Annotated in this window: 20 protein-coding genes; 7 read left to right on the top strand and 13 right to left on the bottom strand. The window is 68.4% G+C overall.

From position 1 onward, the window contains the following. Nucleotides 1-21: 21 nt before the first annotated feature. The 5 genes from AB9O74_RS14495 to purM form a co-directional block, all read right to left on the bottom strand. Nucleotides 22-705: a DUF3108 domain-containing protein gene (locus AB9O74_RS14495; protein ID WP_176990832.1), complete on the bottom strand. Its 684-nt coding sequence runs from the start codon at nt 703-705 to the stop codon at nt 22-24. A gap of 2 nt (nt 706-707) precedes the next feature. Further along, the gene (locus AB9O74_RS14490) at nt 708-1,484 is read right to left on the bottom strand and encodes a DUF3108 domain-containing protein (protein WP_176990831.1); all 777 of its coding nucleotides are present in this window, start codon (nt 1,482-1,484) and stop codon (nt 708-710) included. A 67-nt stretch (nt 1,485-1,551) separates the two neighbouring features. Next, nucleotides 1,552-2,205, bottom strand: a complete 654-nt coding sequence (gene purN, locus AB9O74_RS14485) for a phosphoribosylglycinamide formyltransferase (protein ID WP_369349722.1) — start codon at nt 2,203-2,205, stop codon at nt 1,552-1,554. Then, nucleotides 2,202-2,684 carry a hypothetical protein gene (locus tag AB9O74_RS14480; protein ID WP_369349721.1) on the bottom strand — a complete coding sequence of 161 codons (483 nt, stop codon included), beginning with the start codon at nt 2,682-2,684 and terminating at the stop codon, nt 2,202-2,204. Before AB9O74_RS14480 ends, purN begins: the two co-directional genes overlap by 4 nt. 8 nt (nt 2,685-2,692) lie before the next feature. Beyond that, nucleotides 2,693-3,718, bottom strand: coding sequence for a phosphoribosylformylglycinamidine cyclo-ligase (purM, locus tag AB9O74_RS14475; protein WP_176990851.1), 1,026 nt, complete (start codon nt 3,716-3,718; stop codon nt 2,693-2,695). 138 nt (nt 3,719-3,856) lie between these two features. Here purM and AB9O74_RS14470 point away from each other — a divergent pair, with 138 nt between their 5' ends. The 3 genes from AB9O74_RS14470 to hda are packed head-to-tail and all read left to right on the top strand — an operon-like array spanning nt 3,857 to nt 6,851. Next, a complete protein-coding gene (locus AB9O74_RS14470) occupies nt 3,857-4,975 on the top strand; it encodes a DUF2066 domain-containing protein (protein WP_369349720.1) in 1,119 nt (372 codons plus the stop codon). Further along, nucleotides 4,972-6,144, top strand: coding sequence for an AI-2E family transporter (locus AB9O74_RS14465; protein WP_346479511.1), 1,173 nt, complete (start codon nt 4,972-4,974; stop codon nt 6,142-6,144). The genes AB9O74_RS14470 and AB9O74_RS14465 overlap by 4 nt, the downstream gene beginning before the upstream one ends. After that, a complete protein-coding gene (hda, locus tag AB9O74_RS14460) occupies nt 6,141-6,851 on the top strand; it encodes a DnaA regulatory inactivator Hda (RefSeq protein WP_176990827.1) in 711 nt (236 codons plus the stop codon). The genes AB9O74_RS14465 and hda overlap by 4 nt, the downstream gene beginning before the upstream one ends. Before the next feature lie 102 nt (nt 6,852-6,953). Here the strand turns inward: hda and murU are convergent, their stop codons facing one another. Genes murU through AB9O74_RS14440 form a run of 4 tightly spaced genes read right to left on the bottom strand, consistent with a single transcriptional unit; the run spans nt 6,954 to nt 10,562 of the window. Beyond that, nucleotides 6,954-7,658, bottom strand: coding sequence for an N-acetylmuramate alpha-1-phosphate uridylyltransferase MurU (murU, locus tag AB9O74_RS14455; protein ID WP_369349719.1), 705 nt, complete (start codon nt 7,656-7,658; stop codon nt 6,954-6,956). Continuing rightward, nucleotides 7,655-8,680: an aminoglycoside phosphotransferase family protein gene (locus AB9O74_RS14450; protein WP_369349718.1), complete on the bottom strand. Its 1,026-nt coding sequence runs from the start codon at nt 8,678-8,680 to the stop codon at nt 7,655-7,657. The genes murU and AB9O74_RS14450 overlap by 4 nt, the downstream gene beginning before the upstream one ends. A gap of 58 nt (nt 8,681-8,738) precedes the next feature. Continuing rightward, a complete protein-coding gene (locus AB9O74_RS14445; RefSeq protein WP_176990824.1) occupies nt 8,739-9,008 on the bottom strand; it encodes a GlsB/YeaQ/YmgE family stress response membrane protein in 270 nt (89 codons plus the stop codon). Between the two features lie 60 nt (nt 9,009-9,068). After that, on the bottom strand, nt 9,069-10,562 hold the full coding sequence (locus tag AB9O74_RS14440; protein ID WP_369349717.1) for a M20 family metallopeptidase: 1,494 nt from the start codon (nt 10,560-10,562) through the stop codon (nt 9,069-9,071). A 253-nt stretch (nt 10,563-10,815) separates the two neighbouring features. On the opposite strand from AB9O74_RS14440, the gene AB9O74_RS14435 reads away from it, so the two are divergent. From AB9O74_RS14435 to AB9O74_RS14420, 4 genes are all read left to right on the top strand, one after another. After that, complete coding sequence (locus AB9O74_RS14435) at nt 10,816-11,091, top strand: ComEA family DNA-binding protein (protein ID WP_176990850.1); 276 nt, start codon at nt 10,816-10,818, stop codon at nt 11,089-11,091. Between the two features lie 383 nt (nt 11,092-11,474). Further along, nucleotides 11,475-12,536, top strand: coding sequence for a L,D-transpeptidase (locus tag AB9O74_RS14430; RefSeq protein ID WP_369349716.1), 1,062 nt, complete (start codon nt 11,475-11,477; stop codon nt 12,534-12,536). 27 nt (nt 12,537-12,563) lie between these two features. After that, complete coding sequence (locus AB9O74_RS14425; protein WP_346489698.1) at nt 12,564-13,271, top strand: murein L,D-transpeptidase catalytic domain family protein; 708 nt, start codon at nt 12,564-12,566, stop codon at nt 13,269-13,271. A 36-nt stretch (nt 13,272-13,307) separates the two neighbouring features. Further along, nucleotides 13,308-13,919, top strand: coding sequence for a HutD family protein (locus tag AB9O74_RS14420; RefSeq protein WP_369349715.1), 612 nt, complete (start codon nt 13,308-13,310; stop codon nt 13,917-13,919). A gap of 16 nt (nt 13,920-13,935) precedes the next feature. Here AB9O74_RS14420 and AB9O74_RS14415 read toward each other — a convergent pair whose 3' ends face one another. The 4 genes from AB9O74_RS14415 to AB9O74_RS14400 all read right to left on the bottom strand — a co-directional run bounded on the left by AB9O74_RS14415 (nt 13,936) and on the right by AB9O74_RS14400 (nt 17,999). Continuing rightward, nucleotides 13,936-15,549, bottom strand: coding sequence for a sulfite reductase subunit alpha (locus AB9O74_RS14415; RefSeq protein ID WP_369349714.1), 1,614 nt, complete (start codon nt 15,547-15,549; stop codon nt 13,936-13,938). Next, on the bottom strand, nt 15,546-16,526 hold the full coding sequence (locus tag AB9O74_RS14410; RefSeq protein WP_369349713.1) for an FAD:protein FMN transferase: 981 nt from the start codon (nt 16,524-16,526) through the stop codon (nt 15,546-15,548). Before AB9O74_RS14410 ends, AB9O74_RS14415 begins: the two co-directional genes overlap by 4 nt. A gap of 122 nt (nt 16,527-16,648) precedes the next feature. Next, a complete protein-coding gene (locus AB9O74_RS14405) occupies nt 16,649-17,455 on the bottom strand; it encodes a DUF4198 domain-containing protein (RefSeq protein ID WP_346479520.1) in 807 nt (268 codons plus the stop codon). Between the two features lie 25 nt (nt 17,456-17,480). Further along, nucleotides 17,481-17,999 (bottom strand): DUF2271 domain-containing protein, encoded by a 519-nt coding sequence (locus AB9O74_RS14400; RefSeq protein WP_102789113.1) that lies wholly within the window; start codon nt 17,997-17,999, stop codon nt 17,481-17,483. Between the last annotated feature and the right edge of the window lie 6 nt (nt 18,000-18,005).

The raw sequence follows: 18,005 nt of genomic DNA, 5'->3' as shown, positions 1-18,005 counted from the left end.
GCAAGCGGGCGTTTTTCTTGGTCAGTTCATGCCCTTGATCGTCAGATCCAGCGCATCCTTGCCGCTCTCACGCTGCAGCAGGCGCGCCGGCACCGGGAACTCCGGCACGATCCAGGCGATCAGTTCCTTGTTGCCATCCACGCGCGAGACCTTGGTCGCGTCGTAGGACTTGCCGCCCACCGTGATCTTTTCCTTGCCGACCACCTTGTAGGACATCGGCTTGATCCGACCTTCGTCGACCATGCGGTAATTCAGCGGCTTGCCGGCGGCCAGGTCGCGTGCGATCGCCAGGTTGATCAGCAGAGCATCCATGTCACCGGCCTTGAGCGCGACCGGACCGCGGCGGTCCGGCTTCACGTCGCCGGTCCAGGTGGCCTGGTTGCTGCTCCAGTTGTAGGTGGCATCCACGTTGCGCTTCTTGACCAGCAGCACCGAACGGTCGTTGCTGCTCAGCGGGCGCAGGCGGCCGTTGGCTTCCTCGAACACGGTGTTCTGGCTGAGATCGGCCAGCTGGTTCTTGACGTTGAGGCTGTAACGCCACTTATTGGCGCCTTCGCTGGTGAGGGTCATGGTGCCGTTGGCCTGCATGCCCATGTAGCTGGCCTGGTAATCGGCCTTGAACGGCTGCAGTGCCATCGCGGGCAGGCTCACCACGGCAAGCGCGCCGGCGGCGATCCAGGTCAGCGGACGGTTCAGTGTGGTCATGCTCAGACTCCTTGGTATTCGATCAGGCGCAGATCAATCCGATCTTCGCCGTCTTCGCGTTGCAGGATGCGCACCGGCGTGGGGACACCGTTGGCGATCCAGAGGATGGTTTCGTCATTGCCGCCGTTGGTGCGATACACCCGCAGCGCGTTGTAGGACAGATCGCCGACCGGCACGTTCTCGGTGTCCGGCGCGGCCTGGTAGTCGTGCTGGCGGACGCGGCCCACGTCCACATAGCGGTAATGCATCTGCCCACCGGGGCGGGCGTCGCGCATGATCGCCAGGTTCAGCAGCAGCGCGCTCTGGTCGCCGGGCTGCAGCGGAATCGGCTGGCGGCGCTCCTTCTTCAGGTCGCCCAGCCACTGCGCGGTGCCGGCCTTCCAGTCGTAGGTGCCGGTGACCTTCTTGCCGAGGAACAGGCCTTTGCGCACCGTGCTCTGGCTCAACGGCACATAGGTGCCGTTGCGGTTCTCGAACACCGTGCTCTGTTCCAGGTTCAGCCCGAGCACACTGGCAAAGCCACTGCGGCCGACCACCTGCATGTCCACGCGCCACTGGTCGCCCCCGGTGTGGGTGACGCGCATGGTCGCATCGCCGGCCTGCTTGCCCTTGTAGAGGGCCTGGTAGGTGGCGGTGAATGGCTGCAGCGGCGGCGCCTCCCAGTCCATGGCAGGCAACGCGGGCAGCGGTGGCGTGGGCGTCTCCTGCGCGTGGGCAAGAGCAGCGGTGCACAGCAGGGATGCCATCAGCAGCACGGGCTTGAACACAGGCGTTCTCATGCGGGCCGGTCGGTGGAGGAGGGGAAAGAATGCCAGCGCCGGGATCAGCGGCGCGTGTGCGCGGCGCTTATCGGTTCAGCTGTCCGGCGCAATCTAGGCGCAGCGGGCTAAACAGGGGGTGACCATCGAGCTGGAGCTGACCTGCCTGTTCAGTTACGCGGCCGCTGACCAGCAGCGAGAGGCTGGCGATCAGCAGCGGATGCTCCACCGCCAGCACCCGCAGCGCCAGCGTCTCGGCGGTGTCGCCGGCCTGCACGGGCACCCGGGCCTGGGCGAGCACGGTGCCGGCATCCAGTTCGGGCACCACGAAGTGCACGCTGGCGCCGTGCTCGGCATCATCGGCCTCGAGCGCGCGGGCATGGGTGTGCAGGCCTTTGTACAGCGGCAGCAACGAGGGGTGGATATTGACCAGGCGCCCGTCGAACCGCGCCACGAAGGCCGGGCCGAGGATGCGCATGTAACCGGCGCAGACGATCCAGTCCGGGGCGAAGGCCTCCAGCGCCTCGGCCATCGCGGCGTCGAAGGCGGCGCGGTCGGCGAAGTCCCTGGGCGAGCGTGCCCAGCGCTGCCCCGGGCCGACCTTGAGCAGGGCCGAGGCCTCGGGTTTGTCCGAGAGCACGGCCACAACCTGCGCATCCAGCCGCTGCGCGGCGATGGCATCGAGGATGGCCTGGAGATTGCTGCCCCGGCCGGAGGCGAGTACGGCGATACGGCTGCTCATGCGGTTTCGAAGGCCGCCTTGACTGCCGGGCGTGACAGCACCACCAGGCTGAACACACCCAGCGCGGTGCCGAACGGCATGAAGATGCAGGCGATGCCAGCCACGACCATGCACAACAGGTAGCGTCGGCGCTGCGCCAGGCAGCGCCCGGCGTAGGCCATGTAGCCGGCGAGGACCAGTCCGGCCGCGCAGCCGAGGCCGCCGATCAGCACGAACACCCAGCCGATCAGGCGCGGATCGAACGGTGGCGGCGCCTCACCGGGCGCCAGCGGCGTCGGCGCGGCGAAGATCACCGCCACCCCCATCAGCAGGTAGATCAGCGGGAACAGCGAGAACAGGGCGGTCAGGCCAGCCACGACATAGTGGAAGACCGACAGCAACTGCAGCTGCGAGGTGTCACCCGCGGTGGCCGGCAGGGCCGGCGCCGCTGCGACGGGCAGCGACGGCGGTTGAGCAGCGGCCTCCGGGCGGGGCTCCATGGCCGGGCTCAGCCGATCTTGACGCGTTCGGCGCCGTCGGCGGTGGTCACTTCACCGATGGTCCAGTGCTCCAGGCCCTGCGCGGCCACGGCCGCACTGACCGCGGCGACCTGGTCGGCCGCCACGATCAGCACGAAGCCGATGCCGCAGTTGAAGGTGCGCCACATTTCGCTGTCGGCCACGGCGCCTTCCTTCTGCAGCCACTGGAACACCGGCGGCAGGGTCCAGGCATCGGCCTTGATGTCCAGGCCCAGGCCGTCGGGCACCACGCGGATGATGTTCTCGGTCAGGCCGCCACCGGTGATGTGGGCCATGCCGTGGATCGCCGCGCCGTGGGTCTTCAGCAGCGCCAGGATCGGCTTGACGTACAGGCGGGTCGGCGCCATCAGCGCATCGACCAGCTTGACCCCGCCCTCCAGCTCCAGCTCGGCCGGCTGGCCTGCGCGGTCGTAGATGCGGCGCACCAGCGAGTAGCCGTTGGAGTGCGGGCCGGAGGAGGCGATGCCGATCAGCACGTCGCCGGCCGCCACGCTGGCGCCGTCCTTCAGCTCGCTCTTCTCGACGCCGGCGACGGTGAAGCCGGCCAGGTCGTACTCGCCCGGGGCATACATGTCCGGCATTTCCGCGGTTTCACCGCCGATCAGCGCGCAACCGGCCTCGGTGCAGCCGTTGGCGATGCCGCCCACGACCGCCGCAGCGGTGTCGATGTCCAGCTTGCCGGTGGCGAAATAATCCAGGAAGAACAGCGGCTCGGCCCCCTGCACCAGCACGTCGTTCACGCACATGGCGACCAGATCGATGCCGATCGTGTCGTGGCGGCCCAGCTGTTGTGCAAGCTTCAGCTTGGTGCCCACGCCGTCCGTACCCGAGACCAGGACCGGCTCGCGGTACTTGTTGGAGAGGTCGAACAGGGCGCCGAAGCCACCCAGCCCGCCCATGACTTCCGGGCGGAAACTGCGCTTCACCAGCGGCTTGATGCGCTCGACCAGCTCATTGCCCGCGTCGATGTCGACACCGGCGTCGCGGTAGGTCAGGGGAGAGGGATGGGACGGGGAATTGGTCACGGGCGTCGGCGCTGCGCTGGGGTGAAAGCGCGATTTTAACAGGCCACGTTGGCGCGCAGGCCCTATTCGGGCAACAATTCCCCCCGGATACGCTCAATGGAAGTCCTGATGCGCCGCAGCCTCTTTTTCATGATGTTCCTCGCGCTGTGCCTGCCGGTGGCCTCGATGGCCCAGAGCGGCCTGCGCACCGAAGGCGATGTGGCCAGTGCCAGTGGCGCTTACGAGGCCGAGGTCCCGGTCAACAGCCAGGCCGATTCGGACCGCAACGGTGCCCTGGCCAGGGCGCTGGGCAACGTGCTGGCCAAACTCTCGGGCGACCGCAGCGTGATGAGCCGCCCGGGGGTGATGCAGGCCCTGCGCAATGCCAAGGATTACGTGGCCAGCTATGACTACCGCCAGGACCAGAGCACCTCGGCTGGTGGCGCGCCGAGCTACCGCACGATTCTGGTCGCCCGCTTCCGCGAGGATGACGTTGACGGCCTGATCTCGGCCCTCGGCCTGCCGCTGTGGCCGCAGCCGCGTCCCAAGCCGGTGATCTGGCTGGCCATCGACGACGGCTCCGGCCCGCGCCTGGTGACCGTCCAGCAGGCCAATGCGGCCCGCCCGCTGCTGAATCGCGCCATCGAGCGCGGCTACAAGCTGGGCCTGCCCTCGGGCAGCGCGGCCGAGCAGGCGCTGGTCGGCGCGATCTGGCGCCAGGACACCGCGTCCGTGGCCCGCGCCTCGGCGCGCTATGCCCCGCCGATGCAGCTGATCGGCAAGCTCTACCGCGACGGCAGCGGCTGGGTGGCCGACTGGGTGTTCGTCGACGGTGGCAAAGAACTCAACAAGTGGACCACCAAGGACAGCGACGCCCGTCGCGCCATGGCCAGTGGCGCCGACGGTGCCGCCGATGCGCTGGTGCGCCGGTACGCCAAGGCCGGTGCCGCCACCGGTGCGGCCGGCACGTACACCATCGTGGTGCTGGGCCTGAACAGCGCCGAGGACTACATGCGCCTGGCCGCTGGCCTGCGCGAGACCGCCGTGGTCCGCAACGTCACCCCGGTGCGCGCCTCGGGCGACCGGCTGGAGCTGTCGCTGGAGATGACCACCGGCCTGGCCGGCCTGAACCGCATGCTGGGCGAGAACGGCGTGATCGCGCCGACCGCGCCGCTGCCGGTGCCGATCGATGAAACCAGTCCCTCGGCCCTGCCGCCGCCTGCCAGCAACGAGTACCGCCTGCGATGATCCTCACCCCCGAAGCAGAAATCGCGCAGTTCCTCCGACGGTTGAAATTCGTACTGGTGGCGCTTTTCGCCGGCTGGGTGATCTGGCTGCTCGGCCCGATCCTGACGCCGTTCGTGCTGGCGTTGGCGCTGGCGTGGCTGGGCGACCCGCTGGTCGACCGTATCGAGGCCACCGGCCGCTCGCGCAACACCGGCGTGGTGCTGGTGTTCGTGGCCATGATCCTGCTGATCACCGCCGCGCTGCTGATCCTGGTGCCGATGATCGAACGCCAGATCGCCACCCTGGTGGCGGCGATCCCGCAGGCACAGCAGTGGCTGATGGAAAAAGGCATCCCGTGGTTCGAGCAGAAGACCGGGCTGGAGATCATGCAGTGGATGGACCCGGACCGCCTGATCGAGTGGGTGCGCAGCCACTGGCAGCAGGCCGGCGGGTTCGCCAAGACCTTCTTCGGCTACGTGCAGCGCTCGGGCTTCACCATGGTCACGTGGGTGGTCAACCTCCTGCTGCTGCCGATCCTGGCGTTCTACTTCCTGCGCGACTGGGACAAGCTGGTCGAGCGCGTGGCCTCGATGATTCCGCGCAACCATGTCGGCACCATCACCAAGCTGGCGCGTGAGTCGGACGAGGTGCTCGGTGCGTTCATCCGTGGCCAGTTCCTGGTGATGATCGCGCTGGGCGTGGTGTACGCCGCGGGCCTGTCGCTGGTCGGCCTGAAGCTGGGCCTGTTGATCGGGCTGGTCGCCGGCCTGATCAGCTTCATCCCGTACCTGGGCGCGACCACCGGCATCGTGATGGCGGTGGCGGCGGCGCTGGTGCAGGCGCAGGGCTTCGATCTGAAGCTGCTGATCCTGGTCGGCGTGGTGTTCACCGTGGGCCAGCTGCTGGAAAGCTACGTGCTGACCCCGCGCATCGTCGGCGACAAGATCGGCCTGCACCCGGTGGCGGTGATCTTCGCGGTGATGGCCGGTGGCCAGTTGTTCGGCTTCCTCGGCATGCTGTTGGCACTGCCGGTGGCGGCGGTCAGCAACGTGCTGCTGCGTTACGCGCACCAGCGCTATCGCCAGAGCGATCTGTATGCCGGTGAGAAGTCGGCGATCGTGCTCGATGCGTATGTCGACAAGCCCGAGATCGTGATCGTGGGCAACCCGAAGGGGCCGGACGCGCAGTGAGTGTCGTTCCGCAGTTGCCGCTTGCCCTGCGCTACCCGCAGGACGAGCGGTTGGAGACGTTCATCGGTGCGCCGGATGGTGCGCTGGCGCAGCTGCGCGCCATTGCCGTGGGCGCCGCGCATGACTGGGTGTACCTGGAGGGCGCGCCGGGCACCGGCAAGACCCATCAGGCGCTGGCAATGTGCTCGCTGGCCGAACAGGCCGGCCGCCAGCCGACCTACCTGCCGCTGAAGGCGGTGGTGGGCCGCACGCGCGCCGCGCTGGAATCACTGGAAGGCCGCGACCTGGTCGCGCTGGATGGGCTGGATGCCGTGGCCGGGCAGCGCGACGACGAAGTGGCGCTGTTCGATTTCCACAACCGTGCGCGCGCGACGGGGATCACCCTGCTGTACACCGCGCAGCACGCACCGGACCAGCTCGGGCTGGTGTTGCCGGACCTGCGTTCACGCCTGCAGCAGTGCGTGCGCGTGGTACTGCAGCCGCTGGACGACGAAGGCCGTGCGGCGGTGCTGCGCGAGCGCGCGGCGCGCCGTGGCCTGGCGATCGATGAGGCGGCGATCGAATGGCTGCTGACCCGCACCGGTCGTGAACTCGGCAGCCTGGTCAGCCTGCTGGACTGGCTGGACCGCGAATCACTGGCGGCGCAACGCCGCATCACCGTGCCGTTCCTGCGGCAGGTCCTGGAAGACGGTCCGCACCTGTTGTAACGGTCGGGAAACGGCCCGTAGATCCACGCCATGCGTGGATGCACTCGGTGCCGGCGTCCTGGTTGCGTCAGCCACGCATGGCGTGGCTCTACCCTGGCAGGGTCAGGCGTTCAGTTCCGCATCCAGCTGCGCCAGGCGTTCCGGGGTGCCCACATCGGTCCATCGGCCGCGATGGTGCTGGCCGGTCACGCGGCCCTGCGCCATCGCATGCCGTAGCAGCGGGGCCAGGCCGAACTGTGGGGGCGTTGCGGCGGCGCCGACGGTCGCGCCGATCACCGCGCGCCAACCGTCGATGATCGCCGGGCGGTATACGCCCACACCGGCATAGGTGAGTCGCGCGCTGTCGCCGTCATCGCTGACGCGACCATCGGCGTGCAGGATGAAATCGCCGCGCGGGTGCTGCGCGGGATTGTCGACCAGCACCAGATGCGCATCACCGGCGGGCATGCGCGGGAGCGTGGCGACATCCACGTCCGTCCACACATCGCCGTTGATCACCAGGAACGGTGCCTCGCCGAGGATCGGCAGCGCGTTGAGAATGCCGCCGCCGGTTTCCAGCGGCACCGCGCCCTCGTCGATGAAGTGCAGCCGCAGCCCCCAGCGCGCACCGTCGCCGAGCGCGGGCGCGAACTGATTGCCGAGCCACGCGGTATTGATCACCACCTCATCGATGCCGGCCGCGGCGAGCCGTTCCAGGTGCCAGACGATCAGCGGCTTGCCGCCAGCGACCAGCAATGGCTTGGGCGTGTGCAGGGTCAACGGGCGCATGCGCTCGCCCTTGCCGGCCGAGAAGATCATCGCTTTCATGGGCGCGCCAGCACCGGCTCGGCGATGCGGGCCAGGGCCGGTTTGATCCGCAGCTCGAACAGGGCGTGCAGTGGTGCCAGTTCGGGATGGCGGGGCAGCACCTCGTCGAGATACTGGATGAAACGGGGGGCGTCCTCGAAGTAATGGCCCTTGCCGTCACGGTCGCGCAGGCGCACGAACAGACCGAGGATTTTCAGATGGCGCTGCACGCCCATCCAGTCGGCATCGCGCAGGAACTGCGGCCACGGCCGCACCGGCAGGCCGGCGGCCAGGGCGAGCGCGTGATAGCGCGCCAGCCAGACGTCCACCCGCTCGATCGGCCAGCTCAGGAACGCGTCCTTGAACAGGCTGACCGGATCGTAGGCGATCGGCCCGCGCACCAGATCCTGGAAGTCCAGTACCGCCGGGCCACCGTCGATCGGCATCAGGTTGCGCGGCATGAAGTCGCGGTGGGTCAGCACCTGCGGCTGCTGCAGCGCGTTGTCCATCAGCAGGCGATGCATGCGCTGCAGGTTCTCGATTTCGCCGCAGTCCAGTTCCAGGCCGAGGTGACGCTGCAGGAACCATTCGTCGAACAGGCCGGCGTCGCGCTGCAGCAGCGCCTCGCCGAAGCTGCCCATGCCCTCCGGCACCGGGATCGACTGCAGCCGGATCAGCTGTGCGAACGCGGCCTCGAACCAGGCGTCGGCGTTGCTGGTGTCGATATGGCGGGCCAGGGTGGGGCCGCCCAGGTCTTCCAGCAGCAGGAATCCGTTGTCCTCATCGCGCGCCAGTACCTGCGGCACGCGCACGCCATGGGGCTCGAGCAGGTCGTGCATGCGCAGCCACGGCCGCACGTCCTCCAGCCCCGGCGGGGAGTCCATCACGATGTGGCTGCCGCGCGCGCTGGTGGCGCGCCAGTAGCTGCGGAAACCGGCGTCGACCGAGGCACGGTCGAGCGCGGTGGCCGGGTCGCCGAGGGCGGCGCAGGCCCACTGCCGGCGGAGTTCGGCGCGCAGCGGATCGGAAGCAGGATCGTTCATGGACGGGTACGTCGAAGCGGCGCCGGGGGGCGCGCGGGAAAGAAGAGAGGGGCGGTGCTCAGCGCTTGCTGCTGAACAGCCGGAGCACGGCCAGGACCACGACCGCACCGAGGATGGCGCCGATGAACCCGGCGGGCTCGCCGCGCGCATACCAGCCCATGTACTGGCCGAACCAGCCGGCCAGCAGGGCGCCGACGATGCCGAGCACGATGGTCAGCAGGCAGCCCATGCGGTTGTTGCCGGGCATGAAGAAACGCCCGAGCAGGCCGACGACGAAGCCGACCAGGATGATGTAGAGCCAGCTGGTGCTGCCAAACAGTCCGTTCATGCCAAAGACGTCAGTAGAGGGTGGACGCAGCCTAGCAAGGCCAGGCTGCGTCCGCCAACGTCAGCAGCAGCCGTGGCCGCCGTGACGGGTGCCGCTGTCGGCGGCGACCGGCGAACCGCTGGTCTCGCCACGCAGGCTGGCCGCGTAATGCTCGCTGATCACCTTGGACACGCACGAGGTCACGCGCTTGCCCATCGGGATGTGCAGGAACTCGTTCGGGCCGTGTGCATTGGAGTGCGGGCCGAGCACGCCGGTGATCATGAACTGAGCGCCCGGGAACTTCTCGCCGAGCATGCCCATGAACGGGATCGAGCCGCCTTCGCCCATGTACATCGCCGGCTTGCCGAAGAAGGTCTGGCTGGCATCGTCGATCGCCTGGGTCAGCCACGGCGCCATCGCCGGAGCGTTCCAGCCGCTGGAGGCCTTTTCCAGGTCCAGCTTCACTTCGGCACCGTTCGGCGGATCGCGCAGCAGCGCTTCCTTGAGCAGCTCGCCGCAGGCCTTGCCGTCCGCGGTCGGCGGCAGGCGCAGCGACAGCTTCACCGCGGTGTGCGGACGCAGCACGTTGCCGGCAGACGCCAGCGGCGGCAGGCCGTCCACACCGGTGACCGACAGCGCCGGGCGCCAGGTGCGGTTGAGCACCAGTTCGGCCAGGTCGTCGTTCATCGGCCGCAGGCCGTCGACCATCGGGAATTTCTCGAAGATCGCGGTGTCCACCACTTCGGCGGCACGCTTGGCCTGTTCCTGGCGCTCGGCCGGGATCTCGACGTTCATGCCGTCGATCAGGATGCGGCCGGTGTTCTCGTCCTCGATGCGCGAGATCAGCTGGCGCAGCAGGCGGAAGCTGGACGGGATCACGCCGGAGGCATCGCCGGAATGCACGCCTTCGTTGAGCACCTTGACCGAGAAGTTGCCGCCGGTCAGGCCGCGCAGCGAGGTGGTGCACCACAGCTGGTCATAGTTGGCGCAGCCCGAATCCAGACAGACGACCAGCGACGGCTTGCCGATGCGGTCGGCCAGGTGGTCGACATAGGCGGGCAGGTCGTAGCTGCCGGATTCTTCGCAGGCTTCGATCAGGATCACGCAGCGTGCGTGCGGCAGGCCCTGTTCCTGCAGCGCCAGCACGGCCGCCAGCGAACCGAACATCGCGTAGCCGTCATCGGCGCCGCCGCGGCCATACAGCTTGTCGCCACGCAGCACCGGGATCCACGGGCCGAGATCGTCGTCCCAGCCGGTCATTTCCGGCTGCTTGTCCAGGTGACCGTAGAGCAGGATGGTGTCGTCGCCGGTCTCGGCGCCGGAGGCCGGGATTTCCAGCAGCAGCAGCGGGGTGCGGCCTTCCAGGCGCACGACCTCCACTTTCAGGCCCGGCAGCTTCTGGGCCTTGGCCCAGGTCTCCATCAGGGTGACGGCCTGTTCCATGTAGCCGTTGGCGACCCAATCGGCGTCGAACATCGGCGATTTGTTGGGGATACGGATGTAATCGACCAATTGCGGGACGATCTCGTTGTCCCACTTTTCACTGACGAATTGGCCGAGCTTGGCGCTGTCCATCTGAACTCCGGAGTGCTTTTGACAAGTCCCGCCATTCTACGCCTGCGCTGGGGTAGGTATTTCCCTACACCACGTCGGGTGTTAGGCCTGCTGTGTGAAGGTGCCGTGGACGATAGGCTGTGTGTATGTGGCGAGGGACGCTGGAACCTTCGACAGGATTGCCGGCAGGGGCCGGTTCCGAGCCACAAGGAGTTACACAGTGGGACCTTGGTTTTCGTGCAGGGCGCTGGTGCTGGGACTGCTGTTGAGCGGAATGGCCTTCGCGGCCGATCGGATCAACATCAATACGGCGGATGCGTCGACGCTGCAGCAGGGATTGGCGAACGTGGGGCCGATGAAGGCCGAAGCGATCGTCGCGTACCGGCGACAACACGGACCCTTCGAACACGTCGAGGACCTGGCGCGGGTGAAGGGGATAGGGACAGCAACCGTCGAACGGAATCGACAACGGATGACGACCGGCGCCAGGCAGGCACCGGTCGAGGCACCGCCCAGGAGGGCAGCGCCGGCCTCCGTACCGAGGCGCTGAACAACAGGACGGGTCGGGACAGGCAGGACGCCGGTCACTGGTCGCCACGGCAGGAGGCCGCGGCGGCACCGACAGCTGCAGGACGCAGCACGCACGGAAGCGGCGCGGAAGGATTGGCGCGGACCCACCAGGACGGTGGCATCCAGACCCCGGGAAGGGCTGAGATGGCGGAAGCATATACGGCCGAGTGCACGGAGCATGGCCGGCACCCAGACTGGGCAGGATGCACAGGGGGAAGGCGGGATGCCGACAAGGATGTATCGATTGCCCGGTCTGCACAGGGATGTGTGGCCGGGCAATTACTTTTTGTGCTCCCTTGTTTTCGCGAACGCATGCAGGCACTTCGTGTAGCGTGGCGGCATCTCTTCGAATGGATGCACGACATGGCAGTACGCAGCACGCTGTTGAGTCTGGCGCTCGGGACGCTGCTGGCGACCGGGACGCTTCCCGCCACCGCCGCCAACACTGCGCCGACGGCCACCAAGACGACCGAGGCCCCACGCGGCCCGACCGATCTCAAGCCCGGCGAATTCCTCTGGCACCCCGAGATTTCTCCGGCCGGTCCGATCGTGCTGGTGGTCAGCCTGGATGAGCAGCGCGCCTACGTCTACCGCAACGGCATCGCGATCGGCATGAGCACGATCAGCTCGGGCAAGACCGGGCATGAAACGCCGACCGGTGTGTTCACGATCCTGCAGAAGGACAAGGACCACAAGTCCAACCTCTACAACAGCGCGCCGATGCCTTACATGCAGCGCCTGACCTGGGATGGCATCGCGCTGCACGGCGGCAGCCTGCCCGGGCATCCGGCTTCGCACGGCTGCGTGCGGCTGCCGCAGGCGTTCGCGCAGAAACTGTTCGGCGAGACCCATCGCGGCGATACCGTGGTGGTGGCCGATGCCAAGAGCGCACCGATGACGCTGGCCTATCCGGCGGTGCTGGCACCGGTCAGCAGCACCGGCAAACCGCTGGTCGAGAGCACCGACGCCCCGGCGCATTACTGGAACGATGCGGCGGCCCCGGCCGGCCAGGTGGGCATCCTGGTCAGCCTGCACGACCAGCGCCTGTACGTGCTGCGCGACGGCGTGCTGATCGGCGAGTCGCGGTTGGAAGCCAAGGCCCTGCCGGCCTTCGAGGGGACGACCCTGTTCGTGATGGGCCAGGGCTACCAGGACAACCCCAGCCCGCTGGACCCGCACCGCCCGCTGCACCGCTGGACCGCCTATCCCCTGCTGGGCCAGACCGCCGCCAATGCGACGCCGGACCTGCTCGCCACGCCGAGCCTGCCGATGGCGCTGCCGCCGGAATTCGCCGAGCAGCTCTACAGCGTGCTGGTGCCTGGCACTACGCTGCTGGTCACCAGCCTGCCAGCGGTACGCCCGGTGGCCGATGAACAGAACCTGCAGCCTGTCTTGGAATCGGACGCCGGTGGGTCCACTTTGTAAGGGTTGCCTCCGGTTGGCGTGCTGCCCATGTCCGTTGTGAAATTGCTGCCTGCCGCGTTCTGCGGCCTGATCGCATCCGCCACGGCCGGCGCGGCCAGCCCTGCGCCGGCCCCGACCGCCAGCCCGGTGCAGATGGCCGAGATGCTGGCCAAGGCCGCGCCGGCCGCGGACAAGCACGTGCTGCAGCTGGCGGCCCGTGCGATGCACTGCGCGCTGCGTCGTCCGGAACTCGGCATCGACCCGGGCAAGCTGAGCGTGATCGATTACTCGCGGCCCTCGACCGAGCCGCGCATGTGGATTTTCGATCTCACGCGCCAGCGGCTGCTGTTCGAGGAGTGGGTCGCGCATGGCCGCAACAGCGGCGACAACCGCACCCAGCATTTCTCCAACAAGGACGGCAGCTTCATGTCCAGCTTGGGTGCGTTCACCGCCAAGGAAACCTACATGGGCGGCAACGGCTATTCGCTGCGCCTGGAAGGACTGGAACCGGGCTTCAACGACCACGCCCGCGACCGCGCGATCGTCATCCATGGCGCGCCGTACGTGAATCCCGCGATCGCGCGCCTGCAGGGGCGCCTGGGCCGCAGCCTGGGCTGCCCGGCGGTGCGCCTGTCCGTGGCCCGGCCGCTGATCGACAGCCTGCGCGGCGGCACGATGGTGTTCGCGTATTACCCCGACAAAGACTGGCTGGCGCGTTCGCGCCTGCTCGAACCCGATTGCGGCGGCGTGTCCTGAGCGCACTGCGGTGTGCCGCTCAGGCACACTAGGCGCATGTCGACCGATACCGTCCTGGGCGCGGCCAGCCGCGTCATTCCCTCCTTTGAGTACCGCCGCGAACGCTGGCGCAATGGCCTCGGCTGGACCCGCGAGATCCTGCGCCTGCCGGACAACGACGACTGGCAGGTACGCCTGTCGATCGCCGAGATCGAGCAGGACGCCGCGTTTTCCGCGTTTCCCGGCATCGACCGCGAACTGGTGCTGCTGCGTGGCGAAGGCCTGCGCCTGCGCTTCGCCGACGGCGCCGTGCACACACTGATGCCGCCGCATGAGCGCCTGCGCTTCGCCGGTGAAGCGCAGGTCACCGGTGAACTGATCGATGGCGTGACCCACGATTTCAATCTGATGTGGCGGCGCGATGCCGTGCAGGCCGAGCTGCTGCACCGGCCGCTGGTGGGCAGCATGTTCTTCTTCACCGAGCCCGAGGCGGCGTGGGCGATACACCTGCTTGCCGGGCAGGCCGAATTCGAGGGCGAGCCGTCGCTGGCACCGCTGGCCGCCGGTGATACCGCCTGGTTGGCGGCCGGTGAGCGCCGTCGGTTCGCATTGCACGGCGGCGGGGAATTGCTGGCGATACGCGTGAGTGCAGGCGGCCGCGCTGCCTGAGCAGCGGCACGTAACCTCAATACACGTCGCGCCGGTAGCGACCGGCCACGATCAGCGCTTCTTTGCCGTCGCGACCCAGCGCCTGCTCGATCACCGCATCCACCGCCGGCGCCATGCCCTGCAGGCTGCCGCAGACCAGGATCGTGGCCCCGTCATGCACCCACTGCTGCAGTTCGCCGATGTGCGCCTGCAGACGGTCCTGGATGTAGTGATGCTCGCCACCATCGCGACTGAACACCGTATCCAGCCGTGCGATCCAGCCATCGCGCTGCCAGGCGCGCAGGTCGTCGCCGAAGAAGAAGTCGTGCGCGGCCGTGCGTTCGCCGAACAGCAGCCAGTTGCGGCGCGCGCCGGCGCTGATGCGCTCGCGCAGGTGGGCGCGCAGGCCGGCGATGCCGGTGCCGTTGCCGATCAGGATCAGTGGCGTCGCGGCGGCGACACCGTGGAAATTCGGATTGCTGCGGAAGCGCAGATCGATCTGCCCCTCCAGCGCGGCGTGATCGCACAGCCACCCGCTGCCCAGCCCCGGCGTCCCATCCGGACGCAGCTGGCGGCGCAGCAGCAGCTGCACCTGGCCTTCGGCAGGCAGGCTGGCGATCGAGTACTCGCGGTGCGGAAGCGGACGTAGTGCGGCCACCAGTGCGGCCGTGTCGGCCGATGCCGGAATTTCGTCGGCATCCGGGAGGTGCGCCCGCGCGAGATGCGCACGCAGCGGCCGTCCATCGATGTCCGCATCGCCCTCCCACGCGGTATCACGCAGCCAGGCCTCGACCTCGGCCGGTGCATGCTGCGGTCCGATCTCGACGACGTCGCCGGCCTGCCACACCGGCAGCACGCCGTCGGCCGGCACCAGCGTGATGCGGTAGGTCGGCGCGCCCGGGCTGCCCGGGTTTTCCAGGTGCCGCGCCTGCAGTTGCCACGGCAGGTAATCGGCCGGCGCCCAGTCCGACAGTTCGGTGGCTTCACCGCCCAGCTGGCCGAGCAGTTGCTGCCAGTGGCGCAGTGCGCCGGGATCGGCGTTGTCCACCTCGACCGTGTCGAACAGCGGATGCGCGCCGTGCTGGCGCAGCCACGCATCGAGCTGGTGGCCGAACGCGCAGAAGTGCCCATAGCTGCGGTCGCCCAGCGCCAGCACGCCGTACTGCAGCTGTGGCAGGGCCAGCGACTGCGGCATCACGTTGCGCAGGAAGGGCAGCGCATGATCCGGCGCATCGCCTTCGCCGGTGGTGCTGACCACGAACAACACCTGCCCGCTGCGCTGCAGAAGCTCGGCCGTCACCGCATGCAGCGCGCGGATGCGGACCGGCAGTCCGGCAGCGCGCAACGCGTCCGCACTGCGTTCGCACAGCTGCTGCGCGAAGCCGGTCTGGCTCGCCCAGACCAGCAGGATCGGGGCGGGTCCGTCATCGGCCACGCGCGCCTCGCGCGGTCGTCCACGCCACCAGATCAGCGCGCAGAACGCCGCATACAGCAGCAGGCTGCCGGCGGCCCAGCGCCACTGCGCGGCCAGGGGGGCGCTCTGCCACCACGCTTCACCCTGGTGCAGGCGCAGCAGCGCCCAGGCGATGGCCGCCAGCACCAGCATCACCGCCAGGTTGCCCAGCCACGCACGGGAAGGACGCAGGCTCATGCCGCGTCCACGCGGTCGTCGGCGAGCAGGTGCTCGAATGCGGGACTCATGTGTTCCTCGATACCGTGCGTCCCCCGGCTGACAAAGCGTGCGGCCAGCGCATGGGTGCGCGCAAATGCCATCCCGTCGTCGGCGCCCATCACCGTCAATGCGGTGGCCCAGGCATCGGCCTGCATGGCGCTGTCGGCAACCACGGTGACCGCGGCCGCGGCGCGTGCGACCGGCGCACCGATGCGCGGATCCAGGGTATGGCTGTACTGCTCACCGCCGTGCTCGAAATGGTGCCAACGATCACCGGAGGTGGCGACCGCACGCTCCGTCAGCGCGAGCACGCGCGGCGGATGGTCTGCCTGCGCATCGTCTTCCGGAGCGGATTCCACCAGCACCCGCCACGGCTGACCGTCGGGCTTGCGTCCGAACCCGTGCAGCTCGCCGCCGACTTCCACCAGCCCTGCGTGCACGCCGTTCTGGCGCAGCCACGCGCTGACCTGGTCGACGCCAAAGCCCTTGGCGATCGCCGAGAGATCCAGCGCCAGCCCACCGGGTTGCCGCAGGCGACCGGGCTGCCACTGCAGGCGTTGCCAGCCACACCGCGCACGGGTCGCGGCGAGGGCGGCCGCATCGGGAATCTGCCGGGCCTGGGCCTGCGCGCCGAATCCCCACAGCGCCACCAACGGGCCGACGGTCGGATCGAAGGCGCCGCCACTGCGCTGTGCGATCTCCAGCGCGCACTGCATCACCGTGTCGAACAACGGCGGCAGCGCCTGCCATTCACCGGCGGACGCCCGGTTGAAACGCGCGATATCGCTGTCGGCTTCCCACGTGCTCATCTGCGCCACGATGGCGTCCAGCTGCGCCTGGATGCCGGCGTGAAGCGGGTGCAGGTCGCGGCTGCGCGCCACGGCCAGCTTTACCTGCCAGGTGGTGCCCATGGTGTGGCCGCCGAGGCTGGCGATGTCGAGATCCGGGTTGTTCATGGGGATGGGCACGTCGGGGCCTAGTAAGCCCGATGGCCGGACTGCGTCGGGTGAAAAGCCCCCGTCGTGTCGACAGGGGCGGGTGAGGTGGAGGGCGCGTGCAGCGCCCGCGCCGCAGGTGGTTACTCCGGCAGCACTTCCAGCGTGGCCACGTAGCTCAGGCGACGCTTCTTGGCTTCCTTGATCGAGGTCTTGCTGTCCTCGGTGCCGGTTTCCAGCCAGTACATGCCCGCTTCCGGCCAGGTGACGGCGAACTCGCCCTTGGCATCGGTGCTGACCTTGATCTCGTCCTGCGCGTTGCGGTACCGGGTGCCGCCGCGGGTGATCTCGAACGCCAGGCCGGCGGTCGGCTTGCCGTCGACCAGCACGCGGAAGCGCGCGGCTTCACCGGCGACCAGATCGTTCGGGTGGGCCAGCGCGATCATCTCGATGCCCTGGTTGGTCGGCTTGAGCGCGGTGTCGTTCGGGGTGCCGTTGGTAACGAAGGTCTCCACGCGGCCGACCGACTGCGAGACCTGCAGGTTCTTCGCGTTCTTCGGAACCTCGGTGGCGAAGGTGGCCGGGGTACCACGCCAGCGCTTGGGCTTGCCGTCTTCTTCCCAGCTGGCCGACAGGCCGTTGTTGATCGTGGCCAGGCGGTAGGTGCCCTGCTGGGTCAGCTCGACATCGAACACGCTGCGGAACTTGCCGGTCGCCGCGTTCTGCGGCTGCACGGTGCTGCCATCGGGCGCGGTGATGACCAGGTTGTCCAGGCGCAGCGGCACGTGGTTGAAGTAGAACAGGTCGTTGGAGACCGCCGCATCGACCGTGATCCACGGGTTGGTGCCCGCGATCACGGTCTGCGAGGGCTGCAGCCAGGCCTTGTGGGCCAGGGCGGAGAACGGAAGTGCGGCGGCCATGGCGGCGGCGAGGACGAGCGTGCGCTTCATCGAAAAACTCCAAGTGGATGGGGTATCAGGGCTTGGCGGACAGGGTGACCAGACCGAGTTCGGTCGCGCCCTGGGCCTTGCCCGTCTGTGCGGCCGTGACCGGCCAGGTGAAGGGAATCTTGAGCAGTTCGCGGCCGCCGACTTCGCGCACCGCTTCCACCACGAGGGTGTAGTTGCCCGGCGCGAGTGCCTTGAGCGCCGGCTGCTTGTCGTTGAACGACAGCGCATGCTTGCCGACCGGGCGGGTCGGACCGGTCACGCCGTCCACCGGCACCTCCAGGGTGCGGCCGCTCTTGCGCCACCACTGGCGCAGGTCAGGCAGCCACTTGGTGCCATGGCCTTCGCTGTTGCCGGTCTGCTGATACCAGACCGACAGGTTGGCGGCGACCTTCTGGTCGGCACCTTCCAGCCACACGGCCACATACGGGCGGTGGTACTCGGCCACGTTGAGCTTGGGCACCTCGACATTGATGTCCAGGGTGGTGGCGTAGGCCGGCGAGGTGGCCAGCAGGCCGCTCAGGGCGATGGTCAGGGTGACGCGCATGGTGCG

The organism is Stenotrophomonas sp. JAG2 (assembly GCF_041080745.1).
Lineage (GTDB): Bacteria > Pseudomonadota > Gammaproteobacteria > Xanthomonadales > Xanthomonadaceae > Stenotrophomonas > Stenotrophomonas maltophilia_AA.
The sequence above is the reverse complement of the archived record's forward strand: the minus strand, read 5'-3'. Positions and strand labels throughout refer to the sequence as shown.